Source organism: Anabaena sp. AL09, from assembly GCF_001672255.1.
Classification (GTDB): Bacteria; Cyanobacteriota; Cyanobacteriia; order Cyanobacteriales; family Nostocaceae; genus Dolichospermum; species Dolichospermum lemmermannii.
The window spans coordinates 16626-35481 of sequence record NZ_LJOQ01000082.1; the positions used below are offsets into that span (position 1 = coordinate 16626).

General features: G+C 37.9%; 12 protein-coding genes and 1 pseudogene. 3 read left to right on the top strand and 10 right to left on the bottom strand.

Annotated elements, in window-relative coordinates; genetic code table 11:
* Positions 1 to 237: 237 nt before the first annotated feature.
* The 5 genes and pseudogenes from AN490_RS15695 to AN490_RS15715 all read right to left on the bottom strand — a co-directional run.
* Positions 238 to 4623: a response regulator gene (locus AN490_RS15695; protein ID WP_300005209.1), complete on the bottom strand. Its 4386-nt coding sequence runs from the start codon at positions 4621 to 4623 to the stop codon at positions 238 to 240.
* Positions 4624 to 4759: 136 nt separating this feature from the next.
* Positions 4760 to 7558 carry a methyl-accepting chemotaxis protein gene (locus tag AN490_RS15700; RefSeq protein ID WP_300005212.1) on the bottom strand — a complete coding sequence of 933 codons (2799 nt, stop codon included), beginning with the start codon at positions 7556 to 7558 and terminating at the stop codon, positions 4760 to 4762.
* A gap of 31 nt (positions 7559 to 7589) precedes the next feature.
* The gene (locus AN490_RS15705) at positions 7590 to 8123 is read right to left on the bottom strand and encodes a chemotaxis protein CheW (protein ID WP_300005215.1); all 534 of its coding nucleotides are present in this window, start codon (positions 8121 to 8123) and stop codon (positions 7590 to 7592) included.
* Between the two features lie 7 nt (positions 8124 to 8130).
* Positions 8131 to 8502, bottom strand: coding sequence for a response regulator (locus AN490_RS15710; protein ID WP_300005218.1), 372 nt, complete (start codon positions 8500 to 8502; stop codon positions 8131 to 8133).
* A 175-nt stretch (positions 8503 to 8677) separates the two neighbouring features.
* A pseudogene (locus AN490_RS15715) lies at positions 8678 to 9004 on the bottom strand (response regulator); the annotation flags it as partial.
* Positions 9005 to 9800: 796 nt separating this feature from the next.
* Here AN490_RS15715 and hmpF point away from each other — a divergent pair.
* Positions 9801 to 11552 carry a pilus motility taxis protein HmpF gene (gene hmpF / locus AN490_RS15720; RefSeq protein ID WP_300005221.1) on the top strand — a complete coding sequence of 584 codons (1752 nt, stop codon included), beginning with the start codon at positions 9801 to 9803 and terminating at the stop codon, positions 11550 to 11552.
* A gap of 115 nt (positions 11553 to 11667) precedes the next feature.
* Here the strand turns inward: hmpF and tilS are convergent, their stop codons facing one another.
* Genes tilS through AN490_RS15740 form a run of 4 tightly spaced genes read right to left on the bottom strand, consistent with a single transcriptional unit; the run spans position 11668 to position 16514 of the window.
* On the bottom strand, positions 11668 to 12669 hold the full coding sequence (gene tilS, locus AN490_RS15725; protein WP_300005224.1) for a tRNA lysidine(34) synthetase TilS: 1002 nt from the start codon (positions 12667 to 12669) through the stop codon (positions 11668 to 11670).
* Positions 12666 to 13676, bottom strand: a complete 1011-nt coding sequence (locus tag AN490_RS15730) for a serine/threonine-protein kinase (protein ID WP_213717768.1) — start codon at positions 13674 to 13676, stop codon at positions 12666 to 12668. Before AN490_RS15730 ends, tilS begins: the two co-directional genes overlap by 4 nt.
* Before the next feature lie 26 nt (positions 13677 to 13702).
* Positions 13703 to 15202, bottom strand: a complete 1500-nt coding sequence (locus AN490_RS15735) for an ABC transporter substrate-binding protein (RefSeq protein WP_300005229.1) — start codon at positions 15200 to 15202, stop codon at positions 13703 to 13705.
* Positions 15195 to 16514 carry an NB-ARC domain-containing protein gene (locus tag AN490_RS15740; protein WP_300005231.1) on the bottom strand — a complete coding sequence of 440 codons (1320 nt, stop codon included), beginning with the start codon at positions 16512 to 16514 and terminating at the stop codon, positions 15195 to 15197. The genes AN490_RS15735 and AN490_RS15740 overlap by 8 nt, the downstream gene beginning before the upstream one ends.
* Before the next feature lie 164 nt (positions 16515 to 16678).
* On the opposite strand from AN490_RS15740, the gene AN490_RS15745 reads away from it, so the two are divergent.
* Positions 16679 to 16849 carry a hypothetical protein gene (locus AN490_RS15745; RefSeq protein WP_300005234.1) on the top strand — a complete coding sequence of 57 codons (171 nt, stop codon included), beginning with the start codon at positions 16679 to 16681 and terminating at the stop codon, positions 16847 to 16849.
* An 11-nt stretch (positions 16850 to 16860) separates the two neighbouring features.
* Here AN490_RS15745 and AN490_RS15750 read toward each other — a convergent pair whose 3' ends face one another.
* Entirely contained in the window at positions 16861 to 17895 is a 1035-nt protein-coding gene (locus AN490_RS15750; protein ID WP_300005237.1) for a LuxR C-terminal-related transcriptional regulator, read from the bottom strand.
* Positions 17896 to 18173: 278 nt separating this feature from the next.
* Between AN490_RS15750 and AN490_RS15755 the strand changes: the two genes are divergently transcribed.
* On the top strand, positions 18174 to 18722 hold the full coding sequence (locus AN490_RS15755; protein WP_300005240.1) for a hypothetical protein: 549 nt from the start codon (positions 18174 to 18176) through the stop codon (positions 18720 to 18722).
* Positions 18723 to 18856: the final 134 nt, after the last annotated feature.

Sequence of the window (18856 nt, forward strand, 5' to 3'; positions counted from 1 at the left end):
TATCATGTCACCGCGAATAAATTCGCCGTTGGCACTTCCTCCACGCATCTATTGCCAAGTGGCTTCCGTGCCTTTCGTTCTATTTGGTGAAATTATTGTGAATTTTTGAAGTTGCTATTCAGTCAGAGGGAACAGAAAACTTATGTAGTGCGGGCATCTTGCCCGCTATATATGCAGGGGAAACGCATCTAAATCTTATTGACAAAATACCTCTTGCGAGAAATCCAGGAAAAAGGGTTAAGCAATTACGAGTTTTTCTCCTTTGAGCATCCGCGAAGCTGCTTCTAAAAGTGCTTCTTCTAAATAGGGTTTAGTAAAGTAGCCACTAGCCCCAAGTTGTAGCGCCATTTGTCTATGTTTATCAGCACCACGAGAGGTAAGCATAGCAATAGGTAGCTGGTCAAAAGAACTATCTTTTTGAATCCGTGAGAGAAATTCTAGTCCATCACAACGAGGCATTTCGATGTCACAGAAAACCATATCGCAAGGTAAACCGGAACGAAGTTTATCCCAGGCTTCTTGTCCATCACGGGCTTGTTCTACACGATAACCAGCTTTTGTAAAGGTCAGAGATAAAAGTTCTCTAACTGTGATCGAGTCATCAACAATTAATACTGTTATTTCTACCTTATCAGCGAGTGGGATGTCTATTGAGGATAAACCTGAGTGCTGCCAATTGCCACCGATATGTTTAGACATCTTACCTTGGAAGATATCAATAATTTCCAATACGTCAGCGATAGGCATAATCATACCATCGCCGAGAACTGTAGCACCAGTTATACCACTGGGTTTAGGTGCTGGACCTTCAAATTGCTTAATTACAATTTCCTGTTCACTCAGAATTTGATCAATTTGTAAAGCAATCATTGTATTCCCTGAGCGGACAATGATTACAGAAATCAGATCATCATCTTTTTTAGTCCCATAGACGTTTTCACGGGTAAGCTGACGATTAAAAACTAAGATGTCTTTTAAAGGTTGGAAGGGGAGGTTAATATCTCTCCAAACAATAAATGATTGTCCATCATCATCTTGCTGAATGTTTTTGGCTGCGATACTTAGAGTATCCTCTACACCATCCATGGGAAAAGCGATTCTGGTGCGATCACAGATGCAGAATAGGGCTTTACAAATACTCAGAGTCAGTGGCAGACGAATTGTAAAGCTAGTTCCTTTACCTAGTGTGGAGTCAGTCCCAACTGTCCCACGAATTTCGCTGATATTGTTTTGGACGACATTCATGCCCATACCCCTGCCTTTGATATCGTCTACTTCATCGGCGGTACTGAAGCTAGGGAGGAATAAAAGTTCATAGGCATCTATCCGAGACATGGTTTGTGCCTGTTCAGGGGTCAGGATACCTTTTTTAACTGCCTTGTTTTTAACTTTTTGATGATCAATACCAGCGCCATCGTCACTGACAGAAATAATGGTTTGGTTTCCTTGTTGTAAGGCGCGAATATTAATGATACCTGTGGGTGATTTACCCGCTGCTTGCCGGATTTCTGGGGTTTCAATGCCGTGGGCGATCGCATTATTGACCATGTGAGTCAAAGGATCTGTCAGATGATCTAAAATCATCTTGTCAACCAGGGTATCAACACCTTCTGTGACTAACTCTACCTGTTTGCCATATCTAATGGCATTATCCCGCACTCCTCGCCGTAAGCGATCAACAGCTTGGGCAAATGGCACCATTCGGGCTTTTGTTAGTCCTGCTTGTAGCTGGTTAGTTGCTTGGCGTAACTGTCGGGATACCTGTTCTGTTTCTTCGGTAATAAAGTCAATATCACTGGCTGACTCCCGGACTCCCACGATGAACTCAATCATTTCTTGCGCCAGGATATGAAAAGGCGTAAATCGATCCATTTCGATGTCGCTGAACCCACGATTATGGGAATTGCCCGATGAATCATCATATTCTCTAGAGCGGCGAGTGGAGAGAAGAGAGGATTCTAAGAGCGATCGCTCGTAGTATTCCTGCATCCTCATTCCCACATCGGAGAGGTGCTGCACCTGAAGCAATAGGCTATCTAGTGCCTGTCGCAGACGTTCATGATCCTGCTCTAAGGTGTTGCGATTTACCACCAACTCCCCAACCAAGTTACTCATATCATCCAGTTGTTTAACTGGAATTTTCATGCTTTCTTCTTTTATCGTCCGTCGAGTCATGGGACGGGGGATTTTACCTGTAGAAGTTTTTCTTGATGTTGCTGATGAGTTAGATATTTTTTTATCAGCCTGTTCTAGCAAGTTTTCTAATTCACTAAATTCATCTTCTAGTCCCAAGACGTTGTCCTGAGCTTGTCGAAGGGTCAAAAAAGTATTTTGAGACTTAACTACAGTAGGTTGAATAATTATTGGTGGCTGTGAACTAATCTTTAGTCCATTATCTTCATTCTCACTCAGCAATGCTTCTAATACTGCAAAATCTTCATCTTGAATAGATTCCTGACGGGTACTTTCTTCTGGAGATTGAGGAAAATCATTAACTTGTGGCCAAAATAATTCGTTAAACTCAACGATGGGAACAGTGCTAGAGGTTACATCTCCAAAATCACCAAATAAATTATCTGGCTCTTGCGTCTGGCTATCAGTATCTGATGTGAAAAATAAATCAAAAGATTGTTCTTGTGCTTGGGAAATCAGATCAAACTCTTTTCTATCTAAACTATTATTTGTAGCTGACTGCTGATTTTTGGGAACAATCTCAACTGATGCCCTAAATAAACTTTCCTCTAATTCTTTAGCTATATCTTGATTGACTGAAGTAGTAATTTTTGAGTCTGTTGTGTCCAGATCATCCCAGAAGTTATCTAAATTATCTATTGAATTAGCAAGATTAGTTGTAATTTCTGATGTCCCAAATAAGTCATCAATTTCATTTGTTAGCGGTGGTGGATTTTTTGCTACTTCTACAAACAGATTATCTAATGATAAAGTTTCTGGTGCTGATGGTTTTATTTTTGATGTTTTTATGGTTGTAGGAATAATTTTTGCGGAAGAATTAGCATTTTCATTTGCCTGATCTTTTGCGTATTTATCCTCCTCTAATAACAAATTATCAAAACTGATTTCAGAGGCACTGGCTATTTCTGAGAGGGCAATATTTTCTGCTTCAGTTATTTCAACTATAACCGACAATTCATCGTCTTCAGTGAATGTCAATAATTCTTCTAACTTATTAGTATTAGTTGCCTCATTTTCAGGATCAAGCTGGCGATATTCTCTAGAAATTGAGATTAATTCTGTGAGAACATCATCTGATGGGAATTGTAAATCTGGACTATTGTCCAACAGATTACCAAATTCTATCGATTGAGAATCAACTGTTTCCGATTGCAGATTTGACAAAGAGATATTGTCTGTTTCTAATAAGTTGTCATCAAATAAGAGAGTTAAATCATCTCCATTGTTGGCAGTTGTTTCATGTTTATCGTCATCTTCAAAGAAGAGTACATCAGCTAAATCGTGATGATTCCCTTCAACTTCACTATTAGTAATTAGTAGTTGATAGTTAGTGATATCTTCTAATATTTCTTCTTGTTGCCAATTATCATCTAAATCAGGTGTATCACTTTCAAATAAATCAGCAAGACTGTTTAACTCAGAAAGTCCTATCTCTGGAGGATTGTGAGTAAAGATTGACTGATGATGATTAAACAACGATTGATTAATAAATCCAGTTGTGTTAGTGGTATTTAGTTCTGTTGTGTCTGTAAATAAAGTTTCCTCAGCTTCCGTTTCCTCAAATTCCAATAACTCCAGTTGTGGAAGAGGAAACAGAGTTTCTAGCTGTTGACTAATCGCAATTTTTGCATCTTGATTTTGAAGAACTAATTCTTGAGCCTGTTTAATTTCAGTAATAATAATTTTGGCTAAAGTCAGATAACTATGATCAGGATTGGATATGGCAAGGGCTGCCGATTCACACAAACTACACCAATTTGATAAATTTAAGTCTCTACCAATTTTTACTAATTGATGACAGCATTCTTGCAAATTTTCGCGGGAACGCCCTAAGTTAGTTTGTTTAAACTGTTGCAGCATTTCCCGCAGAATTTCTAATACCTGCCCTTGAAACTCTGTCCAATCCTGATTTTGTCTGGTTGTTACAGGTGATTTCTGGATCTGGGGAATAACAGATATTGGTGGTTGGAGATGATTGTGATTAAGGTTGTTTACTCGATTATTTCCTTGCTTTAACAGTGTTTCTATATGCTCATTCAGCCATTGCATGACTGGTTCAGTTTTAAGCATCAAAGCTTGAGCTTTTTCTGCTGATAAACCAAAGGGATTGCCAAGACTGTCTATCAGCGCTTTTAATGTATCACAGACATCCAGTAGTAAAGATTCTAACCTTTGGTCTACTTGAATAGGATGCTCTTTCAGAATCTTGAAGCAATCCTCAAGTCGGTGGGATGTTTGCTGAATACTACTTAGACCCAACATAGCCGCACCACCTTTGATAGAGTGGGCTGCACGGAAGACTTCATTAATCATTTCTGAATCTTCCAGGGTACTTTGGAGATTCAGCAATCCCTGTTCAATAGTGTTTAGGTGTTCCCTGGCTTCTTCGAGAAAGTAACCTAAAATCCGTTGTTGTTGTTCCGGCTGCATAGTTAGTTAAATAGGGTTGTTAGTTGTCAGTTGTTAGTTGTCAGTTGTCAGTTGTCAGTTGTCGGTTGCCAGAGGTAAGATTCTGTATTACCAATTACCAATTACCAATTACCTATTCCCTGTTCCCTATTCCCTTTCACCTCGATTCAATAGTTTCCACTCGGAAACGTTCCACAGAGGCAATCAAGTCGCGGGATACTCCCACTAAATGTTGCAATGCTCCAGAAACCCGCTGTGCTTCTTGAGAGGTTTCTTGTGCCGTTAGTTCCACAGATTGCATTACTTGTGCCACAGCACGAGAAGTTTCCGTTTGTTCTACGGTGTCACTGGTAATTGATCTTACTAAAATATCAATATGATCGGCTACTTGGATAATATTGTCTAGCGATCGCTTGGCTTCTTCTGCTAATGTAGTTTGATGAATTACCTGTTGTGTCCCTTCTTCCATCGCTGTCATAACTGAGCTAGTTTCGCTTTGAATTTGCATCACGATTTGCTCAATTTCTTTTAAGGACTTAGCAGATCGATCTGCCAACTGTCGCACTTCATCAGCTACAATAGCGAATCCTCTACCTGCTTCTCCCGCTCTTGCCGCTTCAATACTGGCATTAAGAGCTAACAAATTGGTACGGGAAGCAATTTGTGAAACTATGGCAACAATAGAGTTAATTTCTTGGGAAGATTCCGCCAATCGTTTCACTTTTCGGGTAGTTTCTGCCACTGTTTCCCGAATTTCCAAAATCCCTGCCACCGTATTTCCTACCGCTTCTCCCCCTTTCTGAGCGATTTTACTGGCTTCACGGGCTACAGTTTCCGCTTCCTTGGCTGCTTCTGCTACCCGTTGGATGGAATATGTCATTACCTGTACAGATTTCAAAGTCACAGCTAACTCTTCTGCTTGTCGTAAAGCATCCCCAGCTAAGGCTCTAGCAAAGGTTTCTGAATTAGTTGAACCTTTGGTCACATCCCGTGCCGCCACTTTTACCTGTTGAACAATATCTCGCAGGTTTTGAATTGTCAGGTTAAAGGCATCAGCAACCGCTCCCAGTCCGTCGGCTGTGACTTCGGCTTGAACTGTCAAATCTCCTCTGGCTGCTCCTTCTACGTCATCCAGAAGGCGAATTACCTGACGTTGCAGGTTTTCTTTAGCTTCTTCCATCTCCATGGCTTTGCGTTGGGCTTCATTCGTAGTTGTGAAAATTACCCTAGCCAGATCATTAAAGCCAGTGGCTAAATAGCCTAATTCATCTTGTGAATAGACTGTTGCTTCCACATTCATATTGCCTTGACGGACAGAATCAAACTGACTTTGCAGATCCTTAGTAGTCCGGCGAATTTGTTTGAGAGTGAGATTACTCATAAACCCAGCGGTAGCTGCACCTGTAGCTCCTGCGGCTAAGGCCATTAACAAACCCGTATTTCTCACGGATTCCCGTTGTTGAGCCGGTGAAATTGAAATTGCCACCGCGCTTACAATAGCTACACCCACTAGTGATACTAAGCCGACAGTTCCGGCTATCCACCATTGTTTTTTCTCTAGGGAGGCGTTTTCAAAGAGTCCAAATAGGCCTTGGTCAAAGGCTACATTGGGTACTGTCTTCGCCACCTCTGATTGGGTAAAAACAGGAACTGCTTCTTGAGCGCCAGTAATTGTGAATAGTTCTTGATCACGATAACTGCGATCTTTATAAGCATCGCTTTCTTGATCATTGAGTGAGTCATCAACAAATTGATTTAGCGAATTTCCCCGACTATCTAGAGATTCTGACAGCATTCCCCCATCGCCAAAACTGCTATCTTCAGTGAGATCAAATCCTGGTATATCACCGAGATCATCGAATTCATTAAAGTCGTTTAAAAACCCTATATTATTCTTATTACTGCCTCCACTGGAGATATTACTAGTATCTTTAGTGGAAATAGTGGAAATAAAGGTTTCAGCACCTAAATCTGCTTCATTCTCTGCCCCAAAGGCAGATTCAAACGCATCTAAGTCAAAACTATCATCATCAAAGTTATTTTTTGCTGATGAAGAGTTGAAATTAAACTGCCGTTGTGGTGGCGCAGAATTGTTGGTAAATGATGCCGATATTGGTTGATCTTGATTGTTGTTGATTGCCTGTTCGTTAATCTCTAAATATGTATCGTTTTGGCTGAGGGTTAAGTCTCCAAAGTTATCATCCATTAAGTCGTCTATATCTTCCCCCATCAATATCTCAGTCTGATTTTCAGAGTCATAATCAAGGGATAATTTAGTTGCTGCAAAAGGTGAATAGCTGCTGGAATCATCACTAATTGCTGAAGTTTCATGAGCTAAATTGTGATTAATAACAGCCTGATTATCACCGCCAGAAATATCTTCTTGCCAAAAAGGTGGTAACTCTAATTGACCTGATATTGGATCACTGGTGAGATATTCGGTAGGTACACCAAAGGGATCATCACTCATGACACCATCTAATGAATTGCTGTCAAATTCCATACTATCTGGATGACTTGCGAACGGATTATGTTCTAGAGGATCTAGGGGTGGTTCATATTCTGCAAAGGAGTTCATTTCCAAACTGCGGCTATGCAAATTCCCCATCATCCCTAAATCCAAAGATTCTGCTGTTGTCACCAGACCATGAGATGGAGATTCATAATCACTAAAAGGCTCTATATACTGATCTATCGTTGCAAGACAGTTATTAACAAGACCAATAACTTCTTCTTCGCTTGTTAAATACAATACGCTTTGGTAGCTATCTTTAGCTACATCGTATTGTTGCAACATATAATATGTATGTCCCTTTAACAAATGTAAGTTAGGGTCAGTTGGTGAATTTTGCACCAACTTATCAATCAATACCGCGGCTAATTCATAGTCTTGTTGCTCATAAGCTATTTTTGCCCGATTATAAGTTAGCTCTTGATTATCTGTACGTGCTTCCATGTCCTCCCTCCCTAGTTCATTCTGCCTAAGTTCACCCTGCCCACCGCGCACTTCGCAAAATTGCTATTTGATCCAGTAGTCGTAAATATTTTTTTTCTTTTTCTGTATCAAATAACCACTCTCCCCGCAAAAACGGATCCATAGCATCTGGTACGTTATTTTGTGGCTTTAGATACTGTACATCAAGCCAGTCCAACCCACAAATTTCTTCTACTCCTAAGCCTACTATCGTATCTTGATCTTCAATGGCAATGACAGGGATTTCTGAGCAATCCGTGTTTAATGGGGTTGTTTCACCGAGAAATTGCCCCAAATCAGCCACCCAAATCAAGCGTCCCCGTAAATTTAGCGTCCCTAAAAGTAAGGGAGATGTATTAGGAATTGGTGTAATCCGATCAGGACTAAGTTCAATTACTTCCCGAATTCCCATAGCTTGTAATGCAAATTCCTGACGTGAGGGCAGATAAAACCGCAAATGCAACTCACCTTGGGGACTTTCTAGTTGTAATTCGGGACGGAATTGATCTTGCCCACTTCCATTTAAAAAATCTGGTTTGTTAACCATATTATTTTCATCCTTGTCCTCGCAGCAGTTGTTTGACTGTTCCTACCAACTCGATTGGTTGAAAGGGTTTAGCTATATAGGCATCTGCCCCTTGTTTCATCCCCCAATAGCGATCGAATTCTTCACCTTTAGAAGAACAGATGACTACAGGAACATTTTGGGTTTTAGGATCAGATTTTAAGCGCCGACAGAGTTCATAGCCATTCATGCGGGGCATGACAATATCCAAAACCACCAAATCGGGAGGTGCTTTGTGAATGGCTTCTAAAGCTTCTGCGCCATCGCTTGCATGAGTAACTTTTAAGCCACTAGCTTTCAGAAGGTCTGTCATCATCTCTCTTTGGACGATACTGTCTTCAACAATTAGAATTGTGCTCATAAATGTCTATTTACCTCCTGATTTAGACTTTCCCTTGAGGAAAATAATTTGCTCTCATGACAAAAATTAACTGTATAAATTAAGTTTATTGTTTCACTACTTTACCGTAGATGGAAGTTGGTTAGACAACTATTTTATTCTTGTGATAACATCTTTTAGCCCATCTTGCACCCAATCAGCAAGTCTTGTATCCTATTTGTACACCTGAACAATAATCTAAATTGAGATATTGCTCTATCAGCATTAGCAATTCTTGATCTGGAAAGGGTTTAGTCAGATAATCAGTTACCCCTACCATCCTGGCACGAACACGATCAATAAATCCGTCTTTGCCAGTCAGCATAATAATTGGTACAACCCGAAAGACTGTGGAATGCCGCAGCATGGCACAAATCTCATAACCATCTAATTCCGGCATCGTAATGTGGCAGAGAATTAAATCTGGCTGAAGTTGAAAGACGAGACTCAGGGCTTGCAAGGGGTTGGTGATAGAAATTGCTTCTTGACACTCCCCGGTCTAAAGACACGGGGATTCTTGGTTCAACGAGTCCACTTAGCTTAGACCCCTTGCGGTATCTAAGTCAGAGGTGGTTCTCTCCCCAAGCGTTAACTTTCCTCCTGCCCGGAGGTAGTTGCATTGCTGCAAATTTTGATTGAGTTTAAATCCTGTGTCGTCTAGCTCCCATGAAGATTTTACCTATTCGGAGGGCAGTCACTAGAACTATGGAATAGAACCCCATATCTTCAATTGTCAAGGTACAGATTGCCGTCAGGCATTTAGGTTTTTAGACAGGTTGATTACCTTTCCTGTTGCAAGTAAGTATACCATAGTTCACTGGAGGCTTTAGCCTCTGGCTGGCTTTCATCCCTTGCCTGAAGGACAATTAAGTTTTTCCGCCACGCTCCAAAACTTAATTTCAAGAGTTTTCAGCCTATTTTCTTATAACCTTGTAATTTTAGGATTGATTCTATCGTCTCACAAATCACTAGTACCGCAGGGCGGAAGTCAAAAGTCAAAAGTCAAAAGTCAAAGCTAATATACAGTAGGCTTTTTGGCGATTGAATATGGTTGCTTTATTTACGCCGTGATATACTAGTGTAAGTAGGTTAGCATTAAAAATTGTCGTTATGGCACTATGCTTGAGGCAAGAGGCACTCATGCAAGAGTGAACAGGGTTTGGGCGATTTTACTTTTATTTACACCTCATCTTCAACCGCCTTGTCAGCCGTTAAGATTACTGTCACATGCTTGGCAATAGACAATTTGACTATGCGGTATATTTACGAATAGGGAGACAATGTACATCAAAAGGACTGACGGTGTGCTGTATTTAGCAGAAGTACAAAAACAGAAGAGTGGCTTACTTGGTAGTGGCAAAAGCGAACTAAAACTAATCGCTTGTCAACGTAATGACCAAAATTGGAGTCCAATACCGGACGAAATGATTATTGCTGATGAAGCAAGTAAATTAAATGATCGTGCATTGGTACTGGTGGAATTGAGTCCGAATCGTCGAGTACAGCAGATTCAAGATGCACGTCGTCCATTGGTAAATATTTTGCAGAATTTTTCCCGACAAGTGGAAAAATTTAAACTCAAAGAAGAGGAAATTGATCAGTGGAAACAGTCGCTGATGATCCAGGCTCAGGAACTGAATCGTCGAGAAACCGAGATGGAATTCCGTTGGAAGCAAGTACAAAGATTGGAGCATGACTCTAAACGGATAGATACACAGAAACATTCAGTTGATACATCTCGTACAGAGATTGATCAATTACGGACAGAGGTTGAAAATAATCACCGGGACTTAGAAGGGGCTTGGGAGCATTTACGATTTGAACAGAGTCGCTTGGAGGAGATAAGTTTAAATTATCAACAGTCTAAATCTGTAGATGAAGAGCGCAATCGAGTCTTGAGTGACTTACTTGATCGGTTATCGAGTCAAACTACTCCCATTGACACAGTTAAGGAAAATCTTAATTATGCTTTTGAATTTGCCGATCAGCAACAGGATGCTTTAAATCTACATTGGCAAAAGTTGGAAATCCAACGTCATTCAGCTAATCAGCAGCAAAAGGAGGGAGAGGAAGTGATGCAAAAGCTGTTTGGTTGCCAAAACGAATTGCAACAGGTACAAAATTCCCTAGCACAACAAATTACTCAGGTGCAATTGAAAACAACAATAGTTAATAGTAAACAGGAATTAACTACGATACTCAAACAGCATCTAGGAACGGAGGAGGAGTTTTACCAAAAGCTACATTATTTGGCAGCTAACACTGAAACTGAAGTTCCTAAACGGGGAATTGATGTAGCAGCCTTGCAGAAAATGCCTCTGAAGGAATTGGAGCGAATGGTGCAAAACTGGCAGGAGAAGTTAGACAGCGATTCTGATTTTGTGCAAGAACAAGAACAGGAACTTCAATACAAGCAAAAATTTATAGAAGAACTTCAGGAAAAAATTGTCCATTCCGCTGGGGAAGAACGGGTAAATTTAGAATTAGAATTAGCTGATGAACGGGATCTTTGCCAGATGCTAAACGAAAGTTTAGTTGGGCAAAGACGCAATTTGATCGGACAGCAAAAAACTCTCCAGCAAAAACAAGTTGTATTGTGGCAAAGACAAGGGATTGCGGTTGTCAGAGAAAGTGAATCTAGTAATCTAGAATCAATGGTTTTGCAACTTGAAGCCCAAAAACAGCAAAAATCTACCCAAATCCAGAAGCTAGAGGGTGATATGGTGCAGATGCTGACTACTATCGTCGCAGATCAAGAGACAATTGATCATCAAACCCAGGAAGTAGAAGCAAATCGTCAGGAAGTCAACTCCCTAGAGGAGCAATTACTAAATTTACGAACAGCAACTGCTGAATGCTGGGGGAGAGTTAATCTTTATCAAGAAGCTCTGCAACCTATTCAGGATGCTCTTGATGGTTTACGGGATCAATTACAAAATATTTCTGAATCTTTAACTCAAGTCCAAACAAGTGGTAATTCTCAATTTCTGATTGTTACCCAGATGCGTCAAACTCTCCAGAGTTTTATTTGATCATTTTTCTTAATGGATGCTACGGATACAGATCCTTCTTCTTTTTGATTAAGTTATACTCAACACGGCTTAATTATTTGATTTAAGCGGGTAGGGGTTTAGCATTGCTAAACCCCTACAAATCTAGGTTTTTCGTGATTTTACAGTATATATAAATCCAGTCACCTTGGACTATTGCTGTCCAATCTCCAGGAAAAGGATCTGTTCGGGAACGATTGGGGGCTGTGATTAAGGCTGTGATTTTTTCAATGTGTTCAAAATTAGGGGCATCAGGAAGTATTTCTTGAAGTAGCTGACGCATGACCCGACGTTGTAAAGCTAGGGGTACTTTTTTTAATAAACAGCGGTTTACCTTTAAATTACCTTTCTCGCCCTGTACTGAGGCTTCTAGCCGCAACTGATGGGCTGTTTGTTCCAAATACTCTACCTCTGCTTGTAGAAGTTCGGCTGTTTGCGCTAAATTTGCTTCTACTTGGGGATTGAAATTCGCTTTTAAATAGGGGATTAATTCTTGACGAATGCGGTTTCGCGCATATTGTAAATTTTGATTGGTGGAATCTTCCCAAATTGGTAAATTATACTCTTGACAAAATTGCTCTGTTTGGCAACGGTTAACTTCTAATAATGGACGCACTAACATGATATTGTCAGTTAGGGGACGTTGCCAAGTTAAAGCTTGTAAACCATCGGCACCAGTACCACGCATTAAATTGTATAGTAAGGTTTCCGCGCGATCGCTGGCAGTATGTCCCGTAATAATATATTGATAGTTATAACATTGGGCGATTTTTGTTAAAGCCTGATATCGCCAATTTCTAGCTGTGGCTTCACTGTTAACAGGTTGATTAGCTGTTTCTAAATAGAAGGGTGTGTGCCAAGTTTTCGCTAAATTGGCGACATGATGAGCATTAGCTTGGGAGTCTTCGCGCCAACAATGATCACAATGGGCTATGGCTATGTTCCACTCCCATTTGGGTTGTAGATCTAATAGTAATTTAATTAAGCATAGGGAATCTTGTCCACCCGATACTGCGACTAATAGCTTTTGATTGCGCTCAAATAGATTACGGGCGCGGATAGTCCGATGTATTTGGGCGTGGAGGGGTGTCCATGTCATAATAGATATTTAATCAAAGGTAAAAAGAGAAACCCGCCAATTACACATAGAACAACGACGAAGAGAACTTTCAAGCCTATACCTAATGTAACTTCCATAGCTAGTAAAGTCAGAAAAACGAAATTGAGAGCAAAGCTGAAGAAAACAATTGGGATAGGGAGGATAACTTGTTTTTGACCAGCTTTAATTTTTTGGATTAACCGCAAAATTTTTTGTGTATTTTGTGGTCTATTTTTTGGATCATGCTCCATTAAATAATCAATTAAATCTTTAAATTCTTCAGAAATTTCTGGGGCTTTATCTTGCCATAATAACTTTCCGGTTTGTCTATCTCTTTGAAAGTTATCGTATCCAGGATAAGTTCCTGTGAGTAAGTGCAGAAATGTCCGCCCTAAGGAGAAAAAATCAGATGTATAATCTACCTCTTTGCCAGCTTCTTGTTCTGGTGAACAATAGCCTAATGATCCCACCATTGTAGCCGGAATAGTTTGCTTTTGAATTTTTTGGATAAATTCTTTAACAATACCAAAATCAATTAATACTAATTGACCATCAGGTTTTAACATTATGTTATTTGGCTTAATATCCCGATGTAAATAATTCTGACTATGAACATGAGATAGAATCAGGGTCAATTGTTCTAGCCATTCGATAGCTTGTTGGCTATTAGGAATTTTGTAATTTTGTTCCAACCATTTACCCAAATCCTGTCCAGCAATTTTCTCCATGACTAAACCATGTAAAGCTTCCGGGGTGTGGGGACATTTAAATTTAATGTAAGCATCCACTTCTACGCGGGGAATTCCCGGATTATTTAATTGTTGTAATACATTAAACTCTTGTTTAAAAAGTCCCAAGACTTTATCACTTGATTGGGTTAAAATTTTAATAACTTTATGATCATTCATGAACGTATCTTCTACTTCAAAAGTTTTACCAAAACCACCATCTCCTAATTCTTGCAGAACATGATAACGATTATGGATAATATCTCCAGGTTCAATCATAGCTTTCTCTCTTTTGGGTTAATCAACTACTTATTTATTTTATTATCCTTGATCATTTGTTGACAATCTAACTTTGTCAAATCATAGTTCATTGGGACAAATATTGCCCCAGATATGGCACATTTAGTAGGGATAACACGAACTATTTGAGAAGTGTTTTCTATCATATCTCCATCATTATCAAAAGAGATAGTTCCTGAAGCTCCTCCTGTTACCTGTTTTATATTGTTTAATTGCTGCTGTATAGCCAATCTTTGGTTTGGCAAACTATCAGATATAGATACTTTTTCTAGAGCTTTTGTCAAAACCAAAGTAGCATCATAAGATATTCCGGTTTGAACACCTATGTTAGCAGTTCCCCAAAGTTGTTTAGCTCTTTGAATCATCTCTTTATTAGGACTAGATAAAGGATGCCAAGGAACGACTATTAAAAGTTTTTTGACATTCTGTTTATAGAGTATAGTCTCATCATATAGAGTCAAGTATCCTGCCATTGGCAGTTGATCTTCATTGACATCTATCAGGTTTAAAGTATTTTTAAAACTATAATGATTAACTTTACCATCAGGAATGAGAATCAGTGCTTTTGCCCCTTGCTGCTTAACTTCATTTAAGATTTTACGGGGCATAAATTTAGATATAGATATATCTTGTTCAATTATCTTACTTGCACCTAATTGGTTACGAAATTCTTCAAAAGCAGATTGACTAAAAGTGCTGTTTGGATTGTAAAAAACAGCTACTTTTTCTTTAATAGCTAATTGTGATAATTGCAATTGCTCAATTAATTTAGGAATCTGAAGTTTCACACTGGCGATAGTCCGAAATAAGAAGTTTGGTAAAACTTTCTTACCGGAAAAAAGACTTTTTCTAGCAGCCGTAGCAGGAGCAATAACAACAACTTTGTTCTGTTGATAAACAGGTAAAGCTGCTTTAGTTACTTCAGATGTATAATGTCCAATGACTGCGATTACATCATTTTTAGAAAGCAGATGTTCAGCTAATTTATCAACTGTGTCAGGTTTATTTTCATCGTTAACAACCAGAATTTTTAAACCTGGATTTTTAGGATCTTTGTTGAAATCTTCTTGAACTTGTGCTACACCTCTTAACAAGGCTTCTGCTATACCTCTAGCATCCTGATTAATAGGAATAACAATAGCAATAGTGTAACTTTTTTTGCCTTGTTGCATCAATTTGGCATTGTTGAGGTAGATTAAAATTTCTGGATTATTTTGATTCTTAAGTCTCTGTTCAGTAAAAAAATCAACAGCTTTTTGAAAGTTACCTTGTTGAAACAATGGAAATTTATCTTTTGTAAAGAGACTTTCTTCTCCACAAGATAAATTGTCATTTAACTCAAAATCTTTACACCAATTTCGAGAAAAAATATTGCTCAATAATTGCGGATTAAAAATCAAATATATCCAGGAAGAAAAACTAAGTATCAAGATTATTAAAAATAACCGTTTAGCCAAAATTGGATATTTACGGATTTTTCTGGAAAGATTTGTCATTTTAGTCATCTTTTTTAGGGAAACGTCTTTTAATATATTTAATAAGTAAAGGATGCACAATACAAAAAGTTGGTAATCTTTGGCTATCATCCCTTGCAATTAACCCATCTGTACATAATTTATCTATGGCTTGACCAATTTTTGCTTGAGAAATAGAGGGAAATAATTGATAAATTTCAGGAAGTGACATTGGTTCTGTTTCATAAACTAATTTTCCCACAATATTGAGTTCTATATTTGATAAACCACAAATATGTTTATCAAATAAATCAGTTATGACATCATGAATAAAAAATGTTCCTTTGAGAAAGTCATCAATTTCACCATTATAATTATTTTGAATATGTTGAGCAGCAAATTCTAAAGCTGATGGATGTCCTTGATATTGTTTAATAAGTCTTTCTCGTCCCTTTTCTGACAATTTAAAATTCTTCAATATGTATTGAGAATCTTGATTATTTAAACCAGTTAATGTTAATCTTCTAACTCTGGATTTATCCGCAATATCCATTTGTTGATGTGTTTGTAAACTGACAAATACTACGCAACTTTGATGTTCTAATGTTGCAACGGATTCTAAAAATTTGCCATAATTAAAATAGTTTCTTTTTTGCTGATCTTCTGATATTTCATCAGTTGCCATTAGTTTTTCCCAATTATCAAAAATCAGTAAGCAACGATGTTGATTTAAGAAAGAAATTAGGCTAAGAATTCTCTGAGATATATTTTTTTTATGGGGATTTTTTTCTAAATTATTAGCTGGAAAATATGATTCTATATGAGTTAAAAAATCTTCTAAAAAAGGGGAATATTCAAGCTTCTTCCAGATAATATAATCAAATTTATCTTTAACTTTATCCACAAACTTTCTTAATAGTGGTGTTTTCCCAATCCCACCCATACCAAAAACCCCCACCAAAGGACAGTGTTCGTTAACTATCCATGTTTCTAACTTAGATAATTCTTCTACACGGCCATAGAAATCTTTAGGAACTGGTGCTTCCCGTAAATCTATCCGTAATAAATTGTTTTCTGTGTCTTCCTCACTACTAGGATGTTCTAAAAGTCGTGGGAGAGTTAAGAAGCAATTCTTTTTGCTAACTTTTCTATCTGTAACTTCACTGAGTCGTTTAAATAGATCAGGACCCGTATTATTTTTGATAGTGTCAACAGCATAACCGAGATTATCCATATTGGCATAGGCGATATTTTGCAAAGAATATTCTAAAATCGCTTCTTGACAAGCATTTAAATGAAAATCTATGCCTTTTTCACGCTTTACCCAATCCTTTAATCCTCTAATTATCTGTTTTGTATCCATGGTCTAGTTCTCTCCTGATATCCTGTTCTGGATTGTATCTTAATTTGCCATAACTTTATTAGTTTTATTAGTCTTTATTAGCTAAATACTGATTAGTTAATTGTATTTACAGTTACATCTAATATTGAGATACTTGATTGTGTAAGGACAAAAAAGAGGTTGTTATGGCTTATCAAGATAATTCAGTAATTTCACTAGCAGAAGTTGCTAACGTCAACAGACAGGATCATACTTTGCAGGTAATATCAATACAATCACTGCAAGGGCAAAATATTTGGTTTACACAGAGTCATCAAGGAGATGAGGATGATGATCCTCTAGTTCCTCCTAATTAATTGAGCGAATATTATTTGTCTGGAGAATTAATAATTCTCATCGCTTCCAACTTACAAATTTCTAATTCTGGTAATTTACAATGGGCTTTTTTAAGTTCTTGATCATGGGTATAAAATTCTATAAAATTTCGCCATGATTCTCTAGAAGCTTGCCGATTTCCTTGTGCTGCTTGGACTTGTGCCAATAAGCAATAAGCTGGGGCATAATTGTTTTCTAATTCCAGACAAACAAGCAAATGTTGCTGTGCTTGTTCATAAGAATTTTGCTGAAAATATGCCCAAGCAAGATTTTTGTGTAATGAAACTTTAACTGTGTCATCTTTCACCTTTGACAAAATTGGTTCAATAATTTTCACAGCATCTGCACTATTTCCTTGGAGAATTTGCAACCGAGCTAAATTATTAATAGCAGCATCAGCAGCGCGGTTTTGATATTTAATTGCAATCTGATAATGATGACAAGCATCATCTAAATTATCTAACTTTTCGTAAGTTGCCCCTAGATTATAGTGAGCAGAACCATGATTTTTATTTAATGCCACTGCTAATTCTAGATAAGATGCAGCAATTATAAAATCATTATTCAGGTAGCTTTCATGTCCTAATTGATTTAGAGATTTAGCAATTTCTTTTTTTTCTTTTTCACTGAAATTCATGCGTCTTAGTACGTTTTTTAATTCCTCTGGAACGGGTTTATGAACTGATAGTAAATACAAGATAGATTTAGTAATATCTTCATGATCTTCATCTTCTGTTTTTGCTAGTTCTTTTGTCCATTTAGATTGACTATCAGTTAATAACTCTGGTTTATATTTAGCAAACAATCCAACCAAGTCTGAGCGTTTGTAACGACGATTATCAGCAGGTTCATTATTCAGTCCAAATTCGTAACATATTCTTTCCACATACTTTCTCACGGATGCTTCTGTAATGTTCATCGCTTCGGCTATATCCATATCTGTGTGGCCTGAAAGTATTTTCTGCAATACGTTTTTGCGGTTTTCTGTGAGGTTATAGAATACGCGTTCAAACTCTTGTTGATTCATTCTTGATTTTAATTGCATCAGTTATATATTCACGATTGTGACTATTTTACAGTAATTTAACATCAATTATGCTATGTGATTATTATCACTTAGGCAAGGGTGATAGTTAGGTACGTGATCTGAAAATTTAAATCTCTGTTATGGGGTTGACACCTGTAAGTAAATATGTCACATTTGTGTTTAAGAAATATGTCGCAAAATAGTAAGAATAATATTCTGTGACATAAACGGAGTCTTGTTATCTGGTGTGTGATTCAACTAATTGTGGAGGTAAATAAATGGAAGTTTACTGCACTCATCCAAGTTGCATAAAACCTGAAAATACTATTTCTGACGAAATTTTAAATTCAAGGTCTGCAACAAAATTACTTTGTGCCAATTGTCGAATGCCATTGATTTTGCAGGGGCATTTTGTACCCATAGATTTATTAGAAAGCGACAGATTTGGTATAACTTTTAAAGCCAAGGATCTGGACTTTCCGTCTACAACCCTTGTAATTAAACTGTTGCACCCCCAAAATTGTTCTGGAAAAATTTTATCTCCACAAACTCTCAGACGGATAGAAGAAATGTTTGTGAGAGAAGCTACTATTTTGGATAAATTGAACCATTCACGAATTGCCAGATTTTTGGCTTTTTTTACTTTGGAAATTGAGGAAGAAACAGGCTATAGAGAGAAGTTTTTTTACTTGGTGCAGGATTATATCGAAGGACAAGATTTAGCTAAAGAACTCGATGAGAAGCTCAAGCAGAATAAAAAATTTTCTGAGGATGAGGTTATCAGTATTCTCAACGAAATTATGAACATACTTCAAATATATTTATAATAATGAAGGTACTAACGAAGTTATCTATATTCATAGAGATATTAAGCCTGGAAATATCATGCGCTTTAGTACAGATAGTTTTACTCTTCTGCAAACACCACAACGAAACAATCCCTAAAAATGGGTTGTGAAGT